Annotated in this window: 15 protein-coding genes; 6 read left to right on the top strand and 9 right to left on the bottom strand. The window is 67.0% G+C overall.

The window, feature by feature from the left end; genetic code table 11:
* Window positions 1–134 precede the first annotated feature (134 nt).
* The 3 genes from dapE to rnr all read left to right on the top strand — a co-directional run bounded on the left by dapE (window position 135) and on the right by rnr (window position 5,172).
* A complete protein-coding gene (gene dapE, locus KUV62_RS07470; protein ID WP_222603067.1) occupies window positions 135–1,280 on the top strand; it encodes a succinyl-diaminopimelate desuccinylase in 1,146 nt (381 codons plus the stop codon).
* Between the two features lie 89 nt (window positions 1,281–1,369).
* Window positions 1,370–2,770 (top strand): dihydrolipoyl dehydrogenase, encoded by a 1,401-nt coding sequence (locus tag KUV62_RS07475; protein WP_222603068.1) that lies wholly within the window; start codon window positions 1,370–1,372, stop codon window positions 2,768–2,770.
* An 89-nt stretch (window positions 2,771–2,859) separates the two neighbouring features.
* Window positions 2,860–5,172, top strand: coding sequence for a ribonuclease R (gene rnr / locus KUV62_RS07480; RefSeq protein WP_222603069.1), 2,313 nt, complete (start codon window positions 2,860–2,862; stop codon window positions 5,170–5,172).
* Window positions 5,173–5,277: 105 nt separating this feature from the next.
* Here the strand turns inward: rnr and KUV62_RS07485 are convergent, their stop codons facing one another.
* The 5 genes from KUV62_RS07485 to carB form a co-directional block, all read right to left on the bottom strand.
* Entirely contained in the window at window positions 5,278–5,760 is a 483-nt protein-coding gene (locus tag KUV62_RS07485; RefSeq protein WP_222603070.1) for an RNA pyrophosphohydrolase, read from the bottom strand.
* Window positions 5,761–5,815: 55 nt separating this feature from the next.
* The gene (locus KUV62_RS07490) at window positions 5,816–7,156 is read right to left on the bottom strand and encodes a S41 family peptidase (protein ID WP_222603071.1); all 1,341 of its coding nucleotides are present in this window, start codon (window positions 7,154–7,156) and stop codon (window positions 5,816–5,818) included.
* Between the two features lie 7 nt (window positions 7,157–7,163).
* Window positions 7,164–8,279 (bottom strand): murein hydrolase activator EnvC family protein, encoded by a 1,116-nt coding sequence (locus tag KUV62_RS07495; protein ID WP_222603072.1) that lies wholly within the window; start codon window positions 8,277–8,279, stop codon window positions 7,164–7,166.
* Entirely contained in the window at window positions 8,279–9,793 is a 1,515-nt protein-coding gene (gene gpmI / locus KUV62_RS07500; protein WP_222603073.1) for a 2,3-bisphosphoglycerate-independent phosphoglycerate mutase, read from the bottom strand. The genes KUV62_RS07495 and gpmI overlap by 1 nt, the downstream gene beginning before the upstream one ends.
* Before the next feature lie 717 nt (window positions 9,794–10,510).
* Window positions 10,511–13,843: a carbamoyl-phosphate synthase large subunit gene (gene carB, locus KUV62_RS07505; RefSeq protein ID WP_222603074.1), complete on the bottom strand. Its 3,333-nt coding sequence runs from the start codon at window positions 13,841–13,843 to the stop codon at window positions 10,511–10,513.
* Window positions 13,844–14,558: 715 nt separating this feature from the next.
* Here carB and aspS point away from each other — a divergent pair.
* Together aspS and KUV62_RS07515 are read left to right on the top strand one after the other, a co-directional pair.
* Window positions 14,559–16,340 carry an aspartate--tRNA ligase gene (gene aspS, locus KUV62_RS07510; protein WP_222603075.1) on the top strand — a complete coding sequence of 594 codons (1,782 nt, stop codon included), beginning with the start codon at window positions 14,559–14,561 and terminating at the stop codon, window positions 16,338–16,340.
* Between the two features lie 253 nt (window positions 16,341–16,593).
* Window positions 16,594–17,796, top strand: coding sequence for a M24 family metallopeptidase (locus KUV62_RS07515; RefSeq protein WP_222603076.1), 1,203 nt, complete (start codon window positions 16,594–16,596; stop codon window positions 17,794–17,796).
* A gap of 254 nt (window positions 17,797–18,050) precedes the next feature.
* Here the strand turns inward: KUV62_RS07515 and KUV62_RS07520 are convergent, their stop codons facing one another.
* Window positions 18,051–18,419, bottom strand: a complete 369-nt coding sequence (locus KUV62_RS07520; protein WP_222603077.1) for a histidine triad nucleotide-binding protein — start codon at window positions 18,417–18,419, stop codon at window positions 18,051–18,053.
* A gap of 7 nt (window positions 18,420–18,426) precedes the next feature.
* On the bottom strand, window positions 18,427–20,004 hold the full coding sequence (locus tag KUV62_RS07525; protein WP_222603078.1) for a DUF5928 domain-containing protein: 1,578 nt from the start codon (window positions 20,002–20,004) through the stop codon (window positions 18,427–18,429).
* 184 nt (window positions 20,005–20,188) lie between these two features.
* Here KUV62_RS07525 and KUV62_RS07530 point away from each other — a divergent pair, with 184 nt between their 5' ends.
* The gene (locus KUV62_RS07530; RefSeq protein WP_222603079.1) at window positions 20,189–21,007 is read left to right on the top strand and encodes a sulfotransferase family protein; all 819 of its coding nucleotides are present in this window, start codon (window positions 20,189–20,191) and stop codon (window positions 21,005–21,007) included.
* 13 nt (window positions 21,008–21,020) lie between these two features.
* Here the strand turns inward: KUV62_RS07530 and KUV62_RS07535 are convergent, their stop codons facing one another.
* Both KUV62_RS07535 and KUV62_RS07540 read right to left on the bottom strand, forming a co-directional pair.
* Entirely contained in the window at window positions 21,021–22,040 is a 1,020-nt protein-coding gene (locus tag KUV62_RS07535) for an acyltransferase family protein (protein WP_222603080.1), read from the bottom strand.
* Between the two features lie 84 nt (window positions 22,041–22,124).
* Complete coding sequence (locus KUV62_RS07540) at window positions 22,125–22,715, bottom strand: DUF1285 domain-containing protein (protein WP_222603081.1); 591 nt, start codon at window positions 22,713–22,715, stop codon at window positions 22,125–22,127.
* Window positions 22,716–22,732: the final 17 nt, after the last annotated feature.

The following is a 22,732-nucleotide window of genomic DNA, read 5'->3' on the forward strand; positions in this document are numbered from 1 at the left end:
GCACGCCGGTTTCAGGCCAGATCGATTGTCCTGTGACATAGCTGCTCTGCGCACGCCGCCCCGCGCGGACGCAGGGTTTGCCCTTGCGCCCGTGTCGGGGTAGCCAAAGCCGAGACACAGCAAGGAACCGTGCCATGACGATCGACCCCGTCGCCCTCACCGCCGATCTCATCCGCTGCCCCTCGGTGACGCCCGAGGAGGGCGGGGCGCTGGTGCTGCTGCAGACGCTGCTCGAAGAGGCGGGGTTCACCTGCACCCGCGTCGATCGCAACGGCACCGCCAATCTCTACGCCCGCTGGGGCGCGAAAGGCCACGCCCGCAGCTTCGGCTTCAACGGTCACACGGATGTGGTGCCGGTGGGCGACGCGGCAGCGTGGAGCGCCGATCCCTTCGGCGCCGAGATCCGCGACGGGGTGATGTTCGGGCGCGGCGCCACCGACATGAAATCCGGCGTCGCGGCCTTCGCCGCCGCCGCCGTCGATTTCGTCAAGGACACCCCCCCCAACGGCGCCATCGTGCTGGCGATCACCGGCGACGAGGAGGGCGATGCCACCGATGGAACCGTGGCGCTGCTCGACTGGATGGAGCGCCAGGGCGAGCGCATGTCGGTCTGCCTTGTGGGCGAGCCGACCTGCCCCTCCGAGATGGGTGAAATGATGAAGATCGGCCGCCGCGGCTCGCTGTCGGCCTGGTTCACGGTGACAGGCAAGCAGGGCCACGCCGCCTATCCGCACCGGGCGCTGAACCCGATGCCGGCGATGGCGCGGCTGATGGACCGGCTCGCCTCGCACGAGCTCGACACCGGTACCGATCATTTCGACGCCTCGACGCTGGCGGTGGTCACCATCGACACCGGCAACACGGCGACCAACGTGATCCCGGCGCAGAGCCGCGGCACCGTCAACATCCGCTTCAACGACACCCATACCGGTACGGCGCTCTCGAACTGGCTGCGTGAAGAGGCCGGCAAGCTGGATGCCGAGTTCGGCACCCGAACCGAGGTCGCGATCAAGATCTCCGGCGAGAGCTTCCTGACCCCGCCGGGGCCGCTGTCGGATCTGGTCGCGGCGGCGGTCGAGGCCGAGACCGGGCGCAGGCCGGAGCTCTCGACCTCGGGCGGCACCTCGGATGCGCGTTTCGTCAAGGATCATTGCCCGGTGGTCGAGTTCGGGCTGGTCGGCAAGACCATGCATCAGGTCGACGAGAACGTGCCGGTGGCGCAGATCGAGAGCCTCAAGGCGATCTACACCCGCATCCTGCGCGATTATTTCGCACGCTGAGACCCCTTTCCTGAGGCCCTGCAGGGAACATCTCTGCCGCCCGCCCGGTTGATCCTGCGATGAGCAATGGGCCGAGGAAGGGCAGCGCGATGGCGGATCTCACATGCGACGTGGCAATTATTGGGGCCGGCACCGCCGGTCTCGCGGCCGAGCGCAACGCCCGCAAGCACGGCGCAAAGACGCTGCTGATCGATCCGAGCTTCTCCGGCACCACCTGCGCCACCGTGGGCTGCATGCCCTCCAAGCTGCTGATCGCCGCCGCCCGCAACGCCCACGGCGCCCGGCAGGCAGGGCTCTTCGGCATCGAGACGGGCGAGGTCGCGATCCACGGCAAGGCGGTGCTGCGCCGGGTCCGCGAACACCGCGACCGCTTCGCGCAAGCCACCCGTGCCAGCATCATGGACCTGCCCGACGAGATCCGCGTACAGGCCCGCGCCCGGTTCACCTCCGCGAGCACGCTCACGCTGGATGACGGGCGCACCGTCGCGGCGGGCGCGGTCATCATCGCAACCGGCTCGAGCCCGATGGTCCCGGGCCCCTTTGCCAAACTTGGCGAGCTGGCGCTGACCAACGAGACCATCTTCGAGCTTGAAGACCTGCCCGAAAGCCTCGCGGTGATCGGCGGCGGCGTCATCGGGCTGGAACTGGCGCAGGCGATGGCACGGCTCGGCGTCCGGGTGGCGCTGTTCGACCAGCAGGAGACGCTGGCGCAGGTGCGTTGCAAGAAGGTCCACGCGGCGCTGAGCGAGGCCATGGCGCAGGAAATGGACCTGCATCTCGGCACTGACCCCAAGCCGTCGGAAGAGGATGGGCGCGTGCGCATCGACTGGGATGGCAACGCCGAGACCTTCGACAAGGTGCTGGTCGCCACCGGCCGGCCGCCGAATGTGAGCGACCTCGGGCTAGAGACCACGGGCCTCGACCTCGATGACAAAGGCATGCCCGGGATCGACCCTGAGACCATGCAATGCGGCGATGCGTCGATCTTCATGGCAGGCGACGCCAATGCCGGCCGCCCGGTGCTGCACGAGGCCTCCGACGAGGGCGCGATCGCCGGGCGCAACGCCGTCGCCTACCCGGCGCTGGTGCGCTCCGAGCGCAAGGTCAATTTCGCCATCACCTTCACCGAGCCGCCTCTGGTCGCGCTGGGCGACAGCCCCGATGACAGCGCAAAGATCGGCAGCGCGGATTACGCTGATCAGGGCCGCGCCAAGGTCGATGCAGAGAACACCGGCCTCGCCCGGCTCTACGCCGCGGCCCCCGATGGGCGGCTGATCGGGGCCGATCTGTTCTGCCCAGGCGCAGATCACATGGGCCATCTGCTGGCGCTCGCCATCGGCCAGAAGATGACCGCAGGCGACCTGCTCGACATGCCGTTCTACCATCCGACGCTCGAGGAAGGGCTGAAGGGCGCGCTGCGCGAGATCTGCCATGCGGTGCCGCTCAAGGTGCCCGGCGATCACGACACCGGCAACCCGCCGGGCGTCTGAGCGATAATTTCCCCGCTGCGCCTCTGTCCCGCCGGCAAAATCGCCAGAATCGCCATGACGGGGACGGTGCGCCGTGCTAGCTCAGGGCCATGAGCAAACTGCCGACCAAACCGGATATCCTCGACTGGATCGCCGCCAACCCGACCCTCACCTCCAAGCGCGACATTGCCAAGGCTTTCGGCATCAAGGGCGCGGCGCGGATCGACCTCAAGCGCCTGCTCAAGGAGCTGGAGCACGAGGGCCATCTGGAAAAGCGCAAGAAGACCTATCGAGACCCGGACCGCCTGCCGCCCGTCACCGTGCTGCAAATGAAGGCCGTCGACGGGAACGGCGATCTCTTCGCGCAGCCGCTGGAATGGCATGGCGAGGGCGTCGAGCCCACGGTGCTCTTCGTGCCGCGCGCCACCGATCCGGCGCTTGGCGAGGGCGACCGCATCCTCGCGCGGCTGCAGGTGGTGCACGAGGCCGACCACAATTACGAGGCACGGCTGATCCGCCGCATCGGGGCCAGCCCGCTCAAGGTGGTGGGGATCTTCCGCAAGGGCGCCGAAGGCGGCCGTATCCTGCCGATCGACAAGGGCTCCGACAAGGAATGGACCGTGGCGCCCGACGCCACCCACGGCGCGCAGGATGGCGAGTTGGTCGAGGCCGAGCAGGCCGGGCCGCGCGCCACCCGGATGGGTCTGCCGCGGGCGCGCATCGTCATGCGTCTCGGCGATCCCACCGCGCCCAAGGCCGTCTCGCTGATCGCCATCCACCAGCACGGCATCCCGGATGACTTCCCCGAGAAGGTGCTGGCCGAGGCCGACGCGATGAAGCCCGCTGGCCTCAAGGGCCGCACGGACCTGCGCGAACTGCCGCTGGTCACCATCGACCCGTGGGACGCGCGCGATCACGACGACGCCTGCTTCGCCGAGCCCGACGAGGACCCGAAGAACCAAGGCGGCCACGTGATCTGGGTCGCCATCGCCGACGTGGCGCATTACGTGCGCCCGGGCTCGGAGCTCGATCGCGAGGCGAAGAAGCGCGGCAATTCGAGCTATTTCCCGGACCGTGTCGTGCCGATGCTGCCCGACCGGCTCTCAGGCGACCTCTGCTCGCTGCATGAGGGCGTGCCCCGCGCCTGCATCGCGGTGCGCATGGTTATCGATGCCGAGGGCAACAAGAAATCCCACAAGTTCGTCCGCGGCCTGATGCGCTCGCCCGCCTCGCTGAACTACCAGGAGGTGCAGGCGGCGGTCGACGGTGAGCCCAACGACAAGACCGGCCCGCTGCTCGAGCCGGTGATCCAGCCGCTCTACGCCGCCTATGCGGCGCTGCGCGAGGCCCGCGCCCGACGCGAGCCGCTCGATCTCGACCTGCCCGAGCGCAAGGTGGTGCTGAGCGAGGAGGGCAAGGTCACGTCCGTCAACTTCGTCGAGCGCCTCGATGCGCACCGGCTGATCGAGGAGTTCATGATCCTCGCCAATGTCTGCGCTGCCGAGACCCTGATCGCCAAGCGGACGCCGCTGCTGTTCCGGGTCCACGAGGAGCCGCCGGCGGACAAGCTCGAGAGCCTGCGCGAGACCGCCGACGCCGCGGGGCTGACGCTGGCCAAGGGGCAGGTGCTGAAGACCGCGCACCTCAACCGTCTGCTGCATGACGCCGCCGGCAAGGAAGAGGCGGAGCTGATCAACATCGCGACGCTGCGCAGCATGACGCAGGCCTATTACTCGCCGAAGAATTTCGGCCATTTCGGCCTCGCACTGCAGAATTACGCCCATTTCACCTCGCCGATCCGACGCTACTCCGACCTCATCGTGCATCGCGGCCTGATCAAGGCGCATGGCTGGGGTGATGACGGGCTGAGCGAGCACGAGATCGAGACGCTGGAGCAGACCGCGCAGCATATCTCCGACACCGAGCGCCGCTCGATGATGGCCGAGCGCGACACCAATGACCGCTACCTCGCCGCCTTCCTCTCCGATCGCATCGGCGCCGAGTTCGGCGGGCGGATCAGCGGCATCGCCAAGTTCGGCGTGTTCGTGAAGCTCGACGAGACCGGGGCCGATGGGCTGGTGCCGATCCGCAACCTCGGCAACGAGTATTTCCATTTCGACCGCGAGGCGGGGACGCTGATGGGCGCCGATACCGGGATGATCATCGCGCTGGGGCAGCGGGTGCGGGTCAAGCTGGTGGAGGCCGCGCCGGTCACCGGCGGCATCGCGCTCGACCTGCTCGAGATCGAGGATGCCGAGATCCCGCAGGGGCGCGGCTCGGGCCGGCCCGGGCGCGGACGGGCGCGCGGGCCCGGTGGGCGCGGTCGCCCGGGCGGGCCGCCGCGCCGCAAGGAGGCCAAGGCCAAGCGCAAGGACGCCAAGGTCAAGCGCAAGGTCACCCGGCGGCGCAACACCAAGAGCTGAGGCCGCGCGTTCCGAGCTTTTTGAGAGCGCCGCCTACCCCCTCCGTGATGGAGCACGTGGGAGGCGGCGCGATCGGCTCGGGAGATCAGGCGCTTCTGAGCGTGTTCAGAGGTGTTCGCGGAAGGCGCTCAGCACCTTCTCGTAGACCTCGCGCTTGAACGGCACGATCTGCCCCACCACCTCGTCCGCCGCCAGCCAGCGCCAGGTCGAGAACTCGGGATGCTTGGTGGCGATGTTGACCTGATCATCGGAGCCGTGGAAGCGCAGCAGGAACCATTTCTGCTCCTGCCCGCGATAGCGCCCCTTCCAGATCCGCGGCACGATGTCATGCGGCAAGTCGTAGGGCAGCCACTCCTCGGTCTCGGCTTCGATGCTGACCAGATCCGAGATCACCCCCGTCTCTTCCCAAAGCTCGCGCAGGGCCGCGTCGCGCGGGGCCTCGCCCTTGTCGACACCGCCCTGCGGCATCTGCCAGGCCGGCACCTCGCTGTCGATGCGCTGGCCGACGAAGACCTCGTTGTCGGCATTCACGAGCATCACGCCGACGCAGGGGCGGTAGGGGAGCTTGGCGATGTCTTCGGGGGTCATGGAGCGGCCTCGTGCAGAAAGAAGAAGGGCGGGGAAATCCCCGCCCTTGTCCGTATCACTCGAGGTTCTCGGTTTCGAGCACCGTCAGCCCCTTGAGGATGTCGATCGCGTAGGCGAGCTGGTAATCCTCCTCGCGCAGCGCCGCGGCCTGCTCGGCCTGCTCGCGCTCGGCCTCGATCTGGCGGATTTCCTCTTCCGTGAGGCTGTCATTGTCGAGACGGCCGCGCAGATCGGCCTCGGAGCGGCTGAACGGGTTCGTCGCCTCCTCCTCGCCGTCATCGGGGCGCGGGCGCGGCTGCTCGACGACGATGTCGGGCGACACGCCGAGCGCCTGGATCGAGCGGCCCGAAGGCGTGTAGTAGCGCGCCGTGGTCAGGCGCATGGCGCCATCGCCACGCACCGGCATCACGGTCTGGACCGAGCCCTTGCCGAAGCTCTTGGTGCCCACGACCACCGCGCGACGGTGATCCTGCAGCGCGCCGGCGACAATCTCGGAGGCCGAGGCGGAGCCGCCATTGATCAGCACGACCATCGGCTTGCCGCTGGCCAGATCGCCCTCGGTGGCGTTGTAGCGGTCACCGTCCTGCGGGTCGCGGCCCCGGGTCGAGACGATCTCGCCCTTGTTGAGGAACGCGTCCGAGACCTTGATCGCCTGGGTCAGCAGGCCGCCCGGGTTGTTGCGCAGATCGAGCACAACGCCGTTGACCGCGTCGAGACCGCCGGCCTCTTCGATGCGCTCCGCGAGGCCCTCGGAGAGGTTCGGGAAGGTCTGGTCGTTGAAGGTGGTGACGCGCAGCACCACGGTGTCGCCCTCGAGACGGGTGCGCACGGCGGTGAGCTTGATGGTGTCGCGGGTGATGGTGACGTCGAAGGGCTCTTCCTCGCCCTCACGCGCCACGGTGATGACGATGTCGGAGCCCACCGGGCCGCGCATCAGGTCGACCGCCTCGTCGAGGGTCATGCCCAGCACGCTTTCGCCATCCACGTGGGTGATGAAATCGCCGGCCTCGATGCCGGCCTCGAAGGCGGGCGTGTCGTCGATCGGCGAGACCACCTTGACGAAGCCGTCTTCCTGCGTGACCTCGATGCCGAGACCGCCGAACTCGCCGCGCGTCTGCACGCGCATGTCCTCGGCATCGTCGGGCGCGAGGTAGCTCGAGTGCGGATCGAGCGAGGTCAGCATGCCGTTGATCGCCGCCTCGATCAGATCGCCCTCGTCAACCTCTTCGACATATTGCGCACGGATGCGCTCGAAGATGTCGCCGAACAGGTCGAGCTGTTCGTAGACGCTGCCCGACTTCTCGGCCTCCTGCGCCAGGAGCGGCCCGACAAACTGCGTTGTCGCGACGACGCCGGCGACCGTGCCACCGAGCGCGGCCATCAGAAACTTGTTCATGCCCATATCATCCCTTGTCGCTTGCGAACCACGTGAGCGGGTCCACGGGCCTGTCGCCCTGTCTGACCTCTATATAGAGCGTTTCCGTGCGTCCAGCGCCACCCCCTTCAACAGATGGTGACGGGTCGTTTCCCGGCGCGATACGCCCCATCAGCCCGACCGGGCTGCCCGCGGGCAGGACTTCGCCGGTCTGGCCGTAGATCACGTCGAGCCCGGCGAGCACGAAGAGCAGGTCGGGCTGGGGCTCGAGAATCGTCACTAGCCCGTAGTCGAGCAGCGGCCCGCTATAGCGCACGGTGGCCGCCGTGGGGGTGGTGACCAGCGCCTCGGGCAGGGTCGCGACGACGATGCCGGGCCGCGTGACGCCGGCGGCATCGGCCTCGCCGGCGCGGCGCAGGATCTCGCCCTGCACAGGCATCTCGAGCCCGCCCTTGCGATCGTCGATCGGTGGCAGCTGGGTGCGGGTCTCGTCCTCGGTGATCTGCGACAGCCCGCTGGCGAAACCTTCCAGCGTCTCGGTCGAGGAGATCAGGATCGCGGTGCGGATCGGATCCTCGGTAAAGCGCCTCGGCAGATCGGTGCGGTCGGCCACCGCCTGGCTGAGCTCGGTGCGGGCCTCCTGCACGCCGGTCAGCCCCTGCTGAAGCGTCTCGGCGGCGCTCTGCTGCAGGGCCCGCAGCGCCGTGACCTCGTCGAGATCGGCGCGCAGGGCACGGGCCTCGGCATTGAGCCCCGGCGTCACCGCAGCCAGCATCATCCCGGCCCGCGCCGCGCCGACTGGGCCGTCGGGGTGCAGCATGGCGCCGGGTGCCGCGCGACCGCCCATGCTCGAGAGCACGCCCAGAAGTTGGGCGATCTCGGCCTCTTGGCTCTGCAGCCGGCGGCTCAGCTCGGTCTCGCGAATGGCGGCATCGCGCAGCCCGTCGCGCATCGCGGCGAGCCCCGCCTCGTAGGCCTTCACGGTGGTGGTCAGGGCCCGCACCCGGTCGCGCGCGCTTTCGGCGCGGTCGAGCTGCCGCGAGGCCTCCTCGAGCGCCCGTGCGGCCTCGCGCGCGGCGGCACCCGGATCCTGCGCCAGGACCGGGGCGGCGAGCAGTGACAGGATCAGCGTGAGCCGCAGCATCAGTCGATGAGGCTCTTCCCGGTCATCTCCTCGGGCTGGTCGAGGTTCATGAGCTGCAGCAGCGTCGGCGCCACGTCGGCGAGCCGGCCGTCATGCACCGTCGCGCCCTCGGGGCCGCCGAACAGGATCACCGGCACGAGATTGGTGGTGTGGGCGGTGTGCGGCCCGTCGGTGGCCTCGTCCCACATGGTCTCGCAATTGCCGTGATCGGCAATCACCACCATCGCCCCGCCGGCCTTCTCCAGCGCCGCGACAACCTTGCCGAGCCCGTCATCAACCGCCTCGCAGGCCTTGATCGCAGCGTCGAGATCGCCGGTATGGCCGACCATGTCGGGGTTGGCGAAATTGGTGACGATGAGATCGTAGCCGGCCTCGATGGCCTCGACGAATTTCTCTGCCACCTCGGGCTCCGACATCTCGGGCTGCAGATCGTAGGTCGCCACCTTGGGCGACTTGGGCATGAAGCGGTCCTCGCCCTCCTCCGGGGTCTCCTTGCCGCCGTTGAGGAAGAAGGTGACGTGCGGATATTTCTCGGTCTCCGCGAGGCGGAACTGGCGCAGCCCGTGCTTGGCCACCCATTCGCCCAGCGTGTTGACGATCTCGCGCTTGGGGTAGGCGGTGGTCATGTAGGCGTTGTGATCGTCGGAATACTCCACCATGCCGAGCAGCGCCGAGAGCGCGGGCTTGTCGCGCTCGAACCCGTCGAAGCCCGGCTCGCCGATGGCCTTGAGGATCTCGCGCGCGCGGTCGGCGCGGAAGTTCATGCAGAAGAAGCCGTCGCCTTCCGCGAGCCCTGTGTAGCCCTCGATCACCGTGGCCGGGATGAACTCGTCGGTCTTGCCGTTGGCGTAGCTCTGGCTGACGGCGGTCACCGGGTCGGGCGCGGTCTCGCCCCTTGCAAGGATCATCGCCTCATAGGCCTGCTCGACCCGCTCCCAGCGGTTGTCGCGGTCCATGGCGTAGTAGCGCCCGATAACGGTGCCGATGGAGGCGCCCTCGGGCAGGCTGTCGTTCAGGTCCTTCACGAAGGCCTCGCCGGATTTCGGCGCCACGTCGCGGCCATCGGTGATCGCGTGGATGACGACCTTGCAGCCGAGATCGGTGAGCATCTTCACACCGGCCTTGATGTGTTCGATATGGCCATGCACGCCACCATCCGAGACAACGCCCATGACATGCGCGGTGCCGCCGGCCTCGGTGACCTTGGCAGCAAAGGCCTTGATCGCGTCGTTGTCGAAGAAGGAGCCGTCCTCGATGGCCAGGTCGATCTGGCCGAGATCCATCGCCACCACGCGGCCGGCGCCGATATTGGTGTGGCCCACTTCCGAGTTGCCCATCTGCCCCGAGGGCAGGCCCACATCCGGCCCGAAGGTCACCAGCGTGGCATGCGGGCAGGAGGCGTAGAGCTTGTCCATGGTGGGGGTTTTGGCGAGCTTCGGCGCGTTGAACGCCTCCTCGTCGCGCAGGCCCCAGCCGTCGAGAATGGTCAGGACAACGGGTTTCGGCGTGGTCATGTGGGAGGCCCTCCTGATGCGGTCAGGGCAGGCTTAGCAGGGTTGGGGGGGGATGTGGAGAGGACGCGGCGCCGCGCGGCCGGGATGGTCTTCTTGGCGCTGATGTTTGCCCAAGGTCGGGTCAGCGGAGCGAGCCGTGAAGGCCCGGGCCGCAGCGCGCGCTTACCGGTCGGATTAACTCAACCTTCGGGCCGGTCCGACGCCGGGTAGAAAGCGGAAGCCGCGCAAACGCCGGACCGTGGTATTGCGCTCTGCCTGTCGAACCTCCTGATTCATCCCGGCCAAATCCTAAAGTCCTCGACACGCAGCGCTGACGTCACCAAAGCGCCAGTCCGTGAAGCGGGACACGAGATCGCCCCTCCCCCCGAGCCTGCCGGACGCCGGACCAATAGAGCGAGCCGCGCAAGCGCCGGACCGTGGTTTGGCGCTCTGCCCGCCGAACCTCTCGATTTATCCCGGCCAAATCCGAAGGACCTCGACAGGCAGCGCTGGTGTCACCAAAGCGCCAGACCGCGGGGACGGTCCGGCGCTTGCGCGGCGCCCTTCGGGCTTGATTCCGCGCTGGGGCGTTGTTCGGACGTAAGAAAGGCGGGACGTTTCCGCCCCGCCTCATCTTAATTTCCTTCGCAAACGACCTTAAGAGGCGTTTCACTCCAAGTGTTCTGATCCATGAAGCGCCCCGTTTGGCGTCGCTTCACCTAGCTTCCGTTCGGGGCTTCACCCCTGCAGCGACTTCACCACGATTTCCCCCTCCTCGCGGGCCTTCATCGCCATCACCGCGGCGTGGGCACCGGCGGCGGTGGTGAAATATGGGATCTTGTCGTAGAGCGCGACCGAGCGGATCTCGCGGCTGTCCTCGACCGCGGCATTGCCCTCGGTGGTGTTGAGCACCAGCTGGATGCCACCGTCCTTCATCAGGTCGACCACGTTCGGGCGCCCCTCGTAGACCTTCTTGACCTGCTCGCAGGTGATCCCCGCCGCCTCGAGGAACTTGGCGGTGCCGCCGGTGGCGATCAGGGTGAAGCCCATCTCGACCAGCACCTTGGCGGCCTCGAGCATCTGCTCGGTCTTGTCGGCATCCTTGATCGACAGGAACACCGCGCCCTCGTGCGGCAGGTGGGTGCCGGCGCCCATCTGCGCCTTCAGGAAGGCGCGCGGGAAGGAGCGGTCCCAGCCCATGACCTCGCCGGTCGAGCGCATCTCGGGGCCGAGGATGGTGTCGACGCCCGGGAAGCGGGCGAAGGGCAGCACCGCTTCCTTCACGGAGAACCACGGCATGTTCGGATCGGCCAAGGTCATCTGGTCGGCGATCGGCACGTCGCTGTCATAGTCGGTATCGGCGGCGTAGCCCTCGCGCAGCGGGAAGGCCGAGAGCTTCTCGCCCGCCATGATGCGCGCGGCGATCGAGGCGATGGCCGAGTCGGTGGCCTTGGCGACGAAGGGCACGGTGCGCGAGGCGCGCGGGTTGACCTCGATGAGGTAGATCTCGTCGTTCTTGACGGCGAACTGCACGTTCATCAGGCCGACCACGTTGAGCGCCTTGGCCAGCGCCTCGGTCTGAACCTTCACCCGCGCGATCACGTCATCGGAGAGCGAGTAGGGCGGCAGCGAGCAGGCAGAGTCGCCCGAGTGCACGCCGGCCTCCTCGATATGCTGCATGATGCCCGCCACGTGCACCGCCTCACCATCGCAGAGCGCATCCACGTCGAGCTCGACGGCGCCGTCGAGATAGCTGTCGAGCAGCACCGGGCTGTCGCCCGAGACCACCACGGCCTCTTTGATGTAGCGCTCGAGATGGGCCATGTCGCGGACGATCTCCATCGCCCGGCCGCCCAGAACGTAGGACGGGCGGATCACCAGCGGGAAGCCGATCTCGTCGGCGATGGCGAGCGCCTGACCATCGGTCGAGGCGATGCCGTTCTTCGGCTGCTTGAGCTCGAGCTCGTGCACCAGCGCCTGGAAGCGCTCGCGGTCTTCCGCGAGGTCGATGGCGTCGGGGGTGGTGCCGAGGATCGGGATGCCCTCGGCCTCGAGCGAATTGGCGAGCTTCAGCGGGGTCTGGCCGCCGAACTGCACGATCACGCCGTGCAGGGTGCCGTTCGATTGCTCGACCCGCAGGATCTCCATCACGTGCTCGAAGGTGAGCGGCTCGAAATACAGCCGGTCCGAGGTGTCGTAGTCGGTCGACACGGTCTCGGGGTTGCAGTTGATCATGATGGTCTCGTAGCCGGCTTCCGTGAGCGCGAAGCAGGCGTGACAGCAGCAGTAATCGAACTCGATGCCCTGGCCGATCCGGTTCGGACCGCCGCCAAGGATGACGACCTTCTTCTTTTCCGAGGGCCGCGCCTCGCATTCCACCTCGCCCATCATCGGCTCTTCGTAGGTGGAATACATGTAGGGGGTCTGGGCCTCGAACTCGGCGGCGCAGGTGTCGATGCGCTTGAACACGGCGGTGACGCCGAGCGACGAACGGCGGCCGCGCACGTCCTTCTCGGAGAAGCCGGTCAGCTTGGCGAGGCGGGCATCGGTGAAGCCCATCATCTTGAGCTGGCGCATGCCCTCGGCCTCCTTGGGCAGGCCGTTCGTGCGGACCTCTTCCTCGGCCTCGACGATCTCGCGGATGCGGGCAAGGAACCACGGGTCGAACATCGTCACGCCGTGGATCTCGTCATCCGAAAGGCCGTGGCGCATCGCCTGCGCGATGGTGCGGAGTCGATCCGGGGTCTGCTGGCTGATCGCCTTGATGACGGCGGATTTCTCCGGTGCGCCCTCGATCTCGACCTCGTCGAAGCCGGTGAGGCCGGATTCCATCGAAGCCAGCGCCTTCTGCATCGATTCGTGGATCGTGCGGCCGATCGACATCGCCTCGCCCACCGATTTCATCGCGGTGGTGAGGTAGGGCTCCGAGCCCGGGAATTTCTCGAAGGCGAATTTCGGGATCTTGGTGACGACGTAGTCGATGGTCGGCTCGAAGCTCGCCGGGGTCACCTTGGTGATGTCGTTGTCGAGCTCGTCGAGCGTGTAGCCCACGGCGAGCTTCGCGGCGATCTTGGCGATCGGGAAGCCGGTGGCCTTGGAGGCCAGCGCCGAGGAGCGCGACACGCGCGGGTTCATCTCGATGACGACCATGCGGCCGTTTTCCGGGTTCACCGCCCATTGCACGTTGGAGCCGCCGGTCTCGACGCCGATCTCGCGCAGCACGGCGATCGAGCCGTTGCGCATGATCTGGTATTCCTTGTCGGTCAGGGTCAGCGCCGGGGCCACGGTGATCGAGTCGCCGGTGTGCACGCCCATCGGGTCGACGTTCTCGATGGCGCAGACGATGATCGCGTTGTCCGCCTTGTCGCGGACCACCTCCATTTCGAATTCCTTCCAGCCCAGCAGCGACTCGTCGACGAGAATCTGGTTCACCGGCGAGGCATCCATGCCGGTGCGGCAGTAGTGGATGTAGTCTTCGCGGTTGTAGGCCACGCCGCCGCCGGTGCCGCCCAGGGTGAAGGCGGGGCGGATGATTGCAGGCAGGCCGATGGTCTCGAGCGCCTCGAGCGCGATGGCGACGCCGGCGTCGAGATCGGCCTTGCCGTCGGGCTTGGTGGGCGCGGTGACGATGGTGGCGGCCGGGTTCTCGAGGCCGATGCGGTCCATCGCCTCGCGGAACAGCGCGCGATCCTCGGCCATCTCGATGGCCTCGCGCTTGGCGCCGATCATCTCCACGCCGTATTTCTCGAGCACGCCCATTTCCTCGAGCTTCAGCGAGGTGTTGAGGCCGGTCTGACCGCCCATCGTCGGCAGCAGCGCGTCGGGGCGCTCCTTCTCGATGATCTTGGCGACGACCTCGGGGGTGATCGGCTCGATATAGGTGGCGTCGGCGAGCTCGGGGTCGGTCATGATGGTGGCCGGGTTCGAGTTCACCAGGATGACCCGGTAGCCCTCTTCGCGCAGGGCCTTGCAGGCCTGGGCACCGGAATAGTCGAACTCGCAGGCCTGGCCGATGATGATGGGCCCTGCGCCGATGATCATGATGGATTTGATATCGGTTCTCTTGGGCATGTCTCGACCTCTGACTTGAGCGTATTCCGGGGCGTTTCAGGCGGGCACGGCAAAGCGGCGGAGAGAGTCGCTGCTGCCCGCAAATTGTCGTGCGTTATAGAGATCGGAAGGCGCGCTGCAACCCCATACCGTTCGCGCTGTCGCGGGCCGGCGCGAAGAATTTTCGGACGAAAATTCTTGCCGCCTGACGTAGGGGCCGCCGGCACCGCGGCGATCGGGCAAGGCGCACCGCCTGAGCGCGAGCCGGAGGCCGAAGGCACTCTTGGAGCCCCGCTCGAAAGTTGCTTCACCGGCAACGAGATAGACGCGCCCGAGCCGGAAGGCGCGCAGCACACGCCGCGCGCGCAGCTCCGGTAGCGCTGCCGTGAAACGGGTACGGTCTGCGACCATGCCGCGCGTCGCAGGCCCCGCCCTTGGCCATTGTCTCGTCGATCGCACCGCCGGAGACTCCCGGAGATGTCGCCACGCCGGACGCAGGGCACGGCGGGCCACCAAGGGGCGGCGGTCAGATGCAACGCATCGCGCCGAGCTCACGCAAGGGCGATTCCCTCCCCCGAGAACGGCGCCCCAAGCATCCCGAAACCGGCCCCGGATCACGGCCAGGACCGCCCCTGCCGGGTTTTCGCCAAGATAGCGGCCCCATTCCCTTGACTTCCGGGCCTCCGCGCGGTGTATCGGCGCCTAACTTTCCAGCATCTTCCAAAGGGCTCCCGATATGCACGCCTACCGCACGCACACCTGCGCCGCGCTGACCAAGGAGAACGTCGGCGAGACCGTCCGTCTCTCGGGCTGGGTCCACCGCATCCGCGATCACGGCGGCATCCTGTTCATCGACCTGCGCGACCATTACGGCATGACGCAGGTGCTCTGCGATCCCGACAGCCCGGTCTTCGCCGAGGTCGAGAAAGTCCGCTCCGAATGGTGCATCCGCATCGACGGCACCGTGAAGGCGCGTGACGCCGATCTGGTAAACCCCAAGCTGCCCACCGGCGAGATCGAAGTCTTCGTGCGCGACATCGAGGTGCTCGGCACCGCGAAGGAGCTGCCGCTGATGGTCTTCGGCGAGCAGGAATACCCCGAGGAAACCCGCCTGCGCTATCGCTACCTCGACCTGCGCCGCGAGGAGATGCAGCGCTCGATGACCCTGCGCTCCGACGTCGTCGCCTCGATGCGCCGCCGCATGTGGGACAAGGGCTTCCGCGAGTACCAGACGCCGATCATCACCGCCTCGTCGCCCGAGGGCGCGCGCGACTTCCTGGTGCCGAGCCGTCTGCACCCGGGCAAGTTCTACGCGCTGCCGCAGGCGCCGCAGCTGTTCAAGCAGCTGATCATGGTGTCGGGCTTCGACAAGTATTTCCAGATCGCCCCCTGCTTCCGCGACGAGGATCCGCGCGCCGACCGCTCGCCCACCGATTTCTACCAGCTCGACATGGAGATGAGCTTCGTCTCCCAGCAGGACGTGTTCGACACGATCTCGCCGGTGATCGCGGGCGTCTTTGAAGAGTTCGGCGAGGGCGCCAAGGTCGACGATCCCGCGAGCTGGCCGCAGATCCCCTATAACGAGGCGGCGCTGAAATACGGCACCGACAAGCCCGACCTGCGCAACCCGATCGAGATGCAGGACGTCTCCGAGCATTTCCGCGGCTCCGGCTTCGCGATCTTCGCCAAGCTGCTCGAGCAGGACGGCACCGAGATCCGCGCCATCCCCGCCCCCACCGGCGGCTCGCGCAAGTTCTGCGACCGGATGAACGCCTTCGCCCAGAAAGAGGGTCTGCCCGGCATGGGCTACATCTTCTGGCGCGACCAGGGCGAGGGCCTCGAGGCCGCCGGCCCGCTGGCCAAGAACATCGGCCCCGAGCGCACCGAGGCGATCCGCCAGCAGCTGGGCCTCGGCGTCGGCGACGCGGCGTTCTTCCTCGGCGGCAAGGCGGCGAGCTTCCAGCGCGTCGCCGGCAAAGCCCGCGACGTGATCGGCGAGGAGCTCGGCCTGACCGAGAAGAACCGCTTCGCCTTCGCCTGGATCGTCGACTTCCCGATCTACGAGAAGGACGAGGAAACCGGCGCGATCGATTTCGAGCACAACCCGTTCTCCATGCCGCAGGGCGGGGCCGAGGCGCTCGAGGGCGACCCGCTGGCGGTCAAAGGCTACCAGTACGACCTCGCCTGCAACGGCTACGAGCTGGTTTCGGGCGCGATCCGGAACCACAAGCCCGAGGTCATGCTGAAGGCCTTCGAAATCGCCGGCTACGGCGAGGACGAGGTCAAGAAACGCTTCGCCGGCCTCTACACCGCGTTCCAGTACGGCGCCCCGCCGCACGGGGGCTGCGCCGCCGGCATCGACCGCATCGTGATGCTGCTGGCCGGCACCTCGAACATCCGCGAGGTCATCATGTTCCCGATGAACCAGCGCGCCGAGGACCTGATGATGCAGGCCCCTTCCGAGCCGAGCTCGGACCAGCTCATGGAGCTGTCGCTGCGGGTGATCCCGCAGGAGTGAGGCCGCAGGCTTGCGACTGACCAAAGGGCGCCTGCGGGCGCCCTTTTTCGTGCCCTGCCCTGCGCCGCCACGCGGTCGCGCAATTTCACTTGCCAAACCCGCCGGCCCGCAGCATCTTCGCCCCGGGCAGGCGATGGCGTCGCCGGTGCCGCCAAGGCATGCCCGAACTCACCTGTCCTGCACGCCGGGACCTTGCTTTGCCACTGCGGCAGGGTCGGGTCCGACCCTCCGCGACTTCAAAGGAGGGCCTCACATGGACCGCCCCGAATTCTACCGTTTCCACCAGGGCGACCGCGTCCTGCCGTTCGCGCCCGAGGAATATGACGCGCGCCTCGAGGGGCTGCGCGCGAGCATGGACACCGCCGGTGTCACCGCCTGCGTCTTCACCTCGATGCACAACATCGCCTATTACTCGGGCTTCCTCTATTGCAGCTTCGGCCGCCCCTACGCGCTGGTGGTGACCGAGACCGAGAGCGTCACGATCAGCGCCGGCATCGACGCCGCGCAGCCCTGGCGCCGCTGCCACGGCGACAACATCACCTATACCGACTGGGCCCGGAACAACTACTGGCGCGCGATCCGCTCGGTGACCGGCGAGGGCGCGGCCATCGGCTTCGAGGGCGATCACCTGACGCTGGTGCAGCGCGACCTGCTGGAAGACTTCCTCAAGCCCTCGGTGACGCTGGACATCGCACCGGCGACGATGCGCCAGCGGATGCACAAGTCCGCCGCCGAGATCGCGCTGATCCGACAGGGCGCGCAGGTTGCCGATGTCGGCGGCTACGCCATCCGCGAGGCGATCCGCGAGGGCGCGCGCGAGGTCGACATCGCCATGGCCGGACGCGATGCGATGGAACTGGAGATCGCGAAGCGTTTCCCGGATGCCGAGTACCGCGACACCTGGGTCTGGTTCCAGTCGGGCATCAACACCGACGGTGCCCACAATCCGGTGACCGCGCGCAAGCTCGCACGCGGCGACATCCTGTCGCTCAACACCTTCCCGATGATCTCGGGCTATTACACGGCGCTGGAACGCACGCTCTTCGTCGGCGAGGTCGACGACGCGTCCCTGAAGATCTGGGAGGCCAACGTGGCGGCGCATGAATACGGCATGTCGCTCCTGAAGCCCGGGGTAAGCTGCGCCGAGGTCACTAGGGCGATCAACGCCTTCTTCGCCGAGCGCGACCTGCTGCAATACCGCACCTTCGGCTACGGCCACTCCTTCGGCGTGCTGTCGCATTACTATGGCCGGGAGGCCGGGCTCGAGCTGCGCGAGGATATCGACACGGTGCTCGAGCCCGGCATGGTGATCTCGATGGAGCCGATGCTGACCCTCCCCGAGGGCACGCCCGGTGCCGGCGGTTACCGGGAGCACGACATCCTGGTGATCACCGAAACCGGCAACGACAACATCACCGGCTATCCCTACGGCCCGGCGTTCAACGTGGTCGGCTGAGACCGGATCGGGGGCGCTGCCCCCGTCCGCGTGGGGCGCGGACTCCCCCGGGATATTTTCGGCCAGAAGAAACCGGGGCAAGCGCTCCTGGCTTCTCTTCGTCAAAAATACTCCCGCCGGAGGAAGGCCGGACCTCCCCGTTCGCACCGGATCCCGGCAAAGGCGTCAGGCCGGCCAGGACCGTGAGCCGCCACCGCGAGGTGGCGGCGAGGCAACCAGTGCGGCCGCAAGGTCGCGCCGCCTGGCAGGAGGGCTCAGCCGCGCTCGAGCATCCGGCCAAGGCCGCGACCGCCGAGGATGTGCACGTGCAGATGCGGCACCTCCTGGACGCCGTTCTCGCCGGCATTCGAGATCATCCGGAAGCCGTCGGCCTCGACCCCCTTCATCGCGCAGACCTTCGCGATGGCGCGGGTGTAGTCGATGATCTCCGCATCCGAAGCGTTGGCGGCGAAATCGTCGTAGGTCACGTAGGCGCCCTTGGGGATCACAAGCACGTGGATCGGCGCCTGCGGCCGGATGTCGTTGAAGGCGAGGCTGTGCTCGGTCTCGAGCACGGTATCATTGGGGATCTCTCCCCGCAGGATCTTGGCGAAGATGTTCTGGGGGTCGTAGGTGTAGGCCATTCTATCCTCAATCGACGAACAGGTTTTCGGTGTTGGCGAGCGTGCGGGCGGTATCCTCGGGCAGGCTCAGGAAGGCCGCGAGGGCCCGCGCGTTGACATCGGGCGGATCGATCTCGCGCATGCGCAGGTGATTGTCGAACTGGGCGTCGCGGATGCGGTCGCTCTCGTGCAGCATGTCGTTGCGCAGCGTCGGCAGCAAGCGGTTCAGCGTCTCCGTTGGCGTCCGCTCGCCCGCCAGCCCGGCCCGCATCGCGTGGCCCCGGAGATATGCGTCGCTGAACTGGCACTCGATCTCGAGCAGGCGCGACACCGACCGGTCGCGGCAGAAATCCTCGAGCAGGTCGAGATTCTGCGGATCTAGGCAGATCACCAGCCGCTCGCTCTCGTAGAACTCGAACAGCATGCGCATCATCGCGCGCCGGTGGCGATGGCGCTTGCTCATGCTTGACTGGATACCGCCGAGATCGGGCAGCTCGCAGCCCTCCTCGTTGAACAGGTACTCGATGCAGGGAATGTTGGTCTGCGCCCGGATGCGCTCGGCCAGGCGCTTGGCCACGTGCCACTTCTTGCACACCACGATCAGCAGCTCGCGCTCGCGCCCCAGCGAGCTCTCGGCCTCCCAGAAGCGCGGCGCGAAGCGGCGTCCGATCCGCCCCTTGCCGGTCAGGAAGCGAAACAGCGACTGGCCCTCGTTGGAAATCTGGTAGCTTACCCCCTCGGAGGCATAGAGCACGCCCAGGCGCCGCTTGAGCTCATGCGCCTCCGGGCTGATCTTGCGGGCGAAGAGGTAATCCTGCGCCAGCAGCAGATCGTAGTGGTCGTTGTAGAACACCACCGGCATGCCGTAATCGGTGAACATCAGGAAGGTCAGCGAGCGGCTGTCGATCTCGCGCTCCGGCACAAGATGGCGCACCAGCGTTTGGAAGAAGGTCTCGTCGGGGATCCAGGTGCTGCGGAAGAAGCGCAGCACGTCGGGCCTGTCGCGGCAGAAGGCGAGCATCGCCTCGATGCTGCGCCGGCGCAGGCACCACCATTGCGAGCCGATCATCACCTCGATATCCGCCGGGATTCGGCGCGTCAGGCCGAGCCGCTTCTGAAGCTCGAACATCGCGTAGAAGCGCTTCTTCTGGGTGCGCTCGTTGAACCAGTGACGGTAGACCAGCCGCTCCTCCTTCCAACCTGTCTTGATCCAGTCGGAATGGAAGTAATCGAAGCTCTCGATGTAATCGACGTCGCGCCGGTCGAGGAAGTCATGCGCGTATTCGGCCGATTTGATCGCCATGCAATCGCCCGAGAGCATGTAGAAATGCGACGCACGCGGAAACGCCTCTGCCGCCGTCTCGATGGCGTTCAGCGTCGCCTGCACGAGGCTCCACTCGCCCCAGCCGCATTTCACCCGACGCTTGGCGAAGGCCACGCTGGGATTGTCGGCCAGTGCGCTGCGGATCTTGTCGTAATCGGCTTGCGAGGCGCGGGCGTCGAAATGGATCGCCATGTAATCGCCCACGGCGGTCAGGCTCTGCGCCTGCTTGATGACGGCGTCAGGATCCTTGTGACACAGGAGGATGAAGGCAATCTTTGCCATTGAGGGAACCGTCTGCCCTAATTTTGGCCGCTCCACTCCGTTGATAAAGCCGAACGGGCGTTGAAGAAACCGGGTTTGTCTGATTTTTTGCGATCACAGGCGCATAACAATTCATCAGGCGTTGGCGCACGACGCGTCGTGAACAGGCTGCGCGACCAAGGCGCGCATACGGGAGGCAGGGCAGATGGGGTTTCCGGGCACGTGGATGACCGAAAGCGAGAGCGTGGTGTATCGGGTGGTGCCGAAATGCGCCTGCTCGACGATCGGCCAGATCATGTATTACTCCGATCACGGCCGGTTCTATGACGGCGATATCCATGACGCGCAGGAAGGCCTGCACAAATGGGGGCGCGACGACAGCCAGCCGATCATCCGGGCCAACGTGAAAACCCACGCCTCCTATGCCTTCAGCTGCGTGCGCAACCCCTACACCCGCGTGCTCTCGAGCTTCTTCGACAAGATCTGCGGCATCCAGCGCAACGGCAAGCGCTACCGCGGCAATCTGGTGCCGCTTCTGGTGCAGAAATACGGCATCGAGGTTGGCGGCGAGGACGGCAAGGACGAGTTCGATCAGGTCCGCAGCTTCCGCCGCTTCCTGCTCTTCGTGCGCGATACCATCCGCTGGCGCCGCCCGATGGAGCCCGACATCCACTGGTCGGCGGTCTCGGGCCATGTCTCGACCTTCATCGTCAATGGCGGGCGCTACGACCAGATCTTCTGGACCGAGAAGTTCAATGACGGCATGCAGGCGGTGCTCGACAACATCCGCACGCCGCACGCGGTCGATCTTTCGGCGATCCCGCGTTTCAACGAGTCCGAGGGCCACGGACCAAAGCGGCTGCATCCGGTGGAGGACTATTTCGACGACCTGTCGATGCATCTGGTCTACGAGATCTACAAGCGCGACTTCGAGCTCTTCAAATACGATTTCGAAAACCCGGCCAACAAGCTGCCGATCGGCGAGATCGACCTCGACGAGGTGCACGCCAAGCTCGGCGACTGAGCGCGGCAGAGGCTCAGCCGGCGGGGCGGAGCGGCGTCCGGGCAAAGGCCCGGCTGCGCAGCGCCTCGACCGGGAGCACGATGGCCAGCGTCAGGATCAGCAGCCAGAGGAACACCAGCGGCGCCCAGCGCGGCGCGTAGACCAGGGGCTGGGCGAAGTAGTAGCAGAGGAACGGGTGCACCAGCCACAGCGGCAGGGCACGCTGTCCGATGAAGGCGAGCGCCGCGGTCGGAGCGCGGCGCAGCCCGATCAGCCGATGCAGCAGGATCAACGAGGCGGGACAGCTCAGGATCAGCCACGGCGTCATCGCTTTCGGCGCGGCGAGCTCGACCGCGACCGTCCCGGCGACGAGCAGGATGGCGGCCCGCAGCGGGGTCAGCGCGGCGCGCATGCGCGGCAGATCCTGCGTTGCCAGAACCACGCCGAAGACGAACGGGAGTTGCCAGATCAGCAGGTTCGCAGGCGTCAGCACCGGAAGGCGCAGCCCGGCCACGTCGAGCGCCGCTCCCGCCACGAAGGCCAGCAGGCAGCTGGCAAGCAGCGCCCCCGGGCGGCGGCCCAGAGGCACGAGGAACGGTGAGAGCAGCAGGAGCAGCAGGTAGACCTCGGCGAACCACCATTCGTAGGCATAGTCATGCCGCAGGGCGAGCGCATTGGTGACCAGCCGCACAGGCTCCACCGAGAAGCGTGGGCCGCGGCCGGTCATCACGTCGCCGAAGAACACCGCACCGATGCCGATCAGCAGTGCGAAATAGACCCAGTAGGCCATAAAGAAGCGCCGCACCCGTCTCAACGTCGCGGCCCGGTCGACAGCGCCGCTTGCGGCAAGCCCGTAGCCGGTGAGCAGCAGGAAGAGCGCAACACAGACCTTGCCATAACGGCCGATCATGTAGTCGAGCGGCAGCCCCGGCACCGTAGAGACATAGGCGGCCGGCGGATGGATCAGGGTTGGCAGTCCAAAGAGGTGATGGGCAAACATCAGCAGGACGGCGAGGCCCTTGAGGATCAAGGCCTGATGCAGCGTGATGGTCATCTTTGGCTCGTCTCCGCCTCAACCCGGTGCGCCCGACGATGCCACGCAAATGCCTGCAGACAAAGCGCGTTGATGCCCGAACGCTCAGTCCGCGAGATCGTCAGCCGGGCTGATGGGGAAAAAGGCACCCGAGGACCAGACCCCGAACCAGCGCGCGCCGTCCTGCTCGTGCTCGGTGCCGAGCTCGACCAGCCGGTAGAAGCTCTTGCGATCGATCAGCGCCTCGAGATTGGCGCGCACCAGAACGTAGGGCGAGGGCTCGCCAGTCTCGGGATCGGTGGCGACGCGGATCGGGTGATCCGGGCCCGCGACCGCCTCGTCGCCCACATGGGTGCGGAAGGTCAGGACCTGCGCCGCGCCTTCCCCCTCGGCCTCGAAATCCGTGGCGACGAAGGGCGCATCCTCGACGGTGATTCCCACCTTCTCGACCGGCGTGACGAGCACGTACTCCTCGCCGTCCTTGCGAAGGATCGACGAGAACAGCTTGACCATTGCCGGTCGCTCGATGGGCGAGCCGAGGTAATACCACGTCCCGTCCCGGGCGATGCGCATGTCGATATCGCCCAGAAAGGGCGGGTTCCACTTGTGAACCGGGGGCAGCCCGCGGCCTTCGATGGCGCGTGCGGAGGCAGCGAGCCCGTCTGCGGAGGGTGTCACGGAATTTTGTGCCGTCATTGCTTTTGCCATTTTCC

Origin of the sequence: Salipiger bermudensis (genome assembly GCF_019801965.1) — a bacterium.
GTDB lineage: Bacteria > Pseudomonadota > Alphaproteobacteria > Rhodobacterales > Rhodobacteraceae > Salipiger > Salipiger bermudensis_A.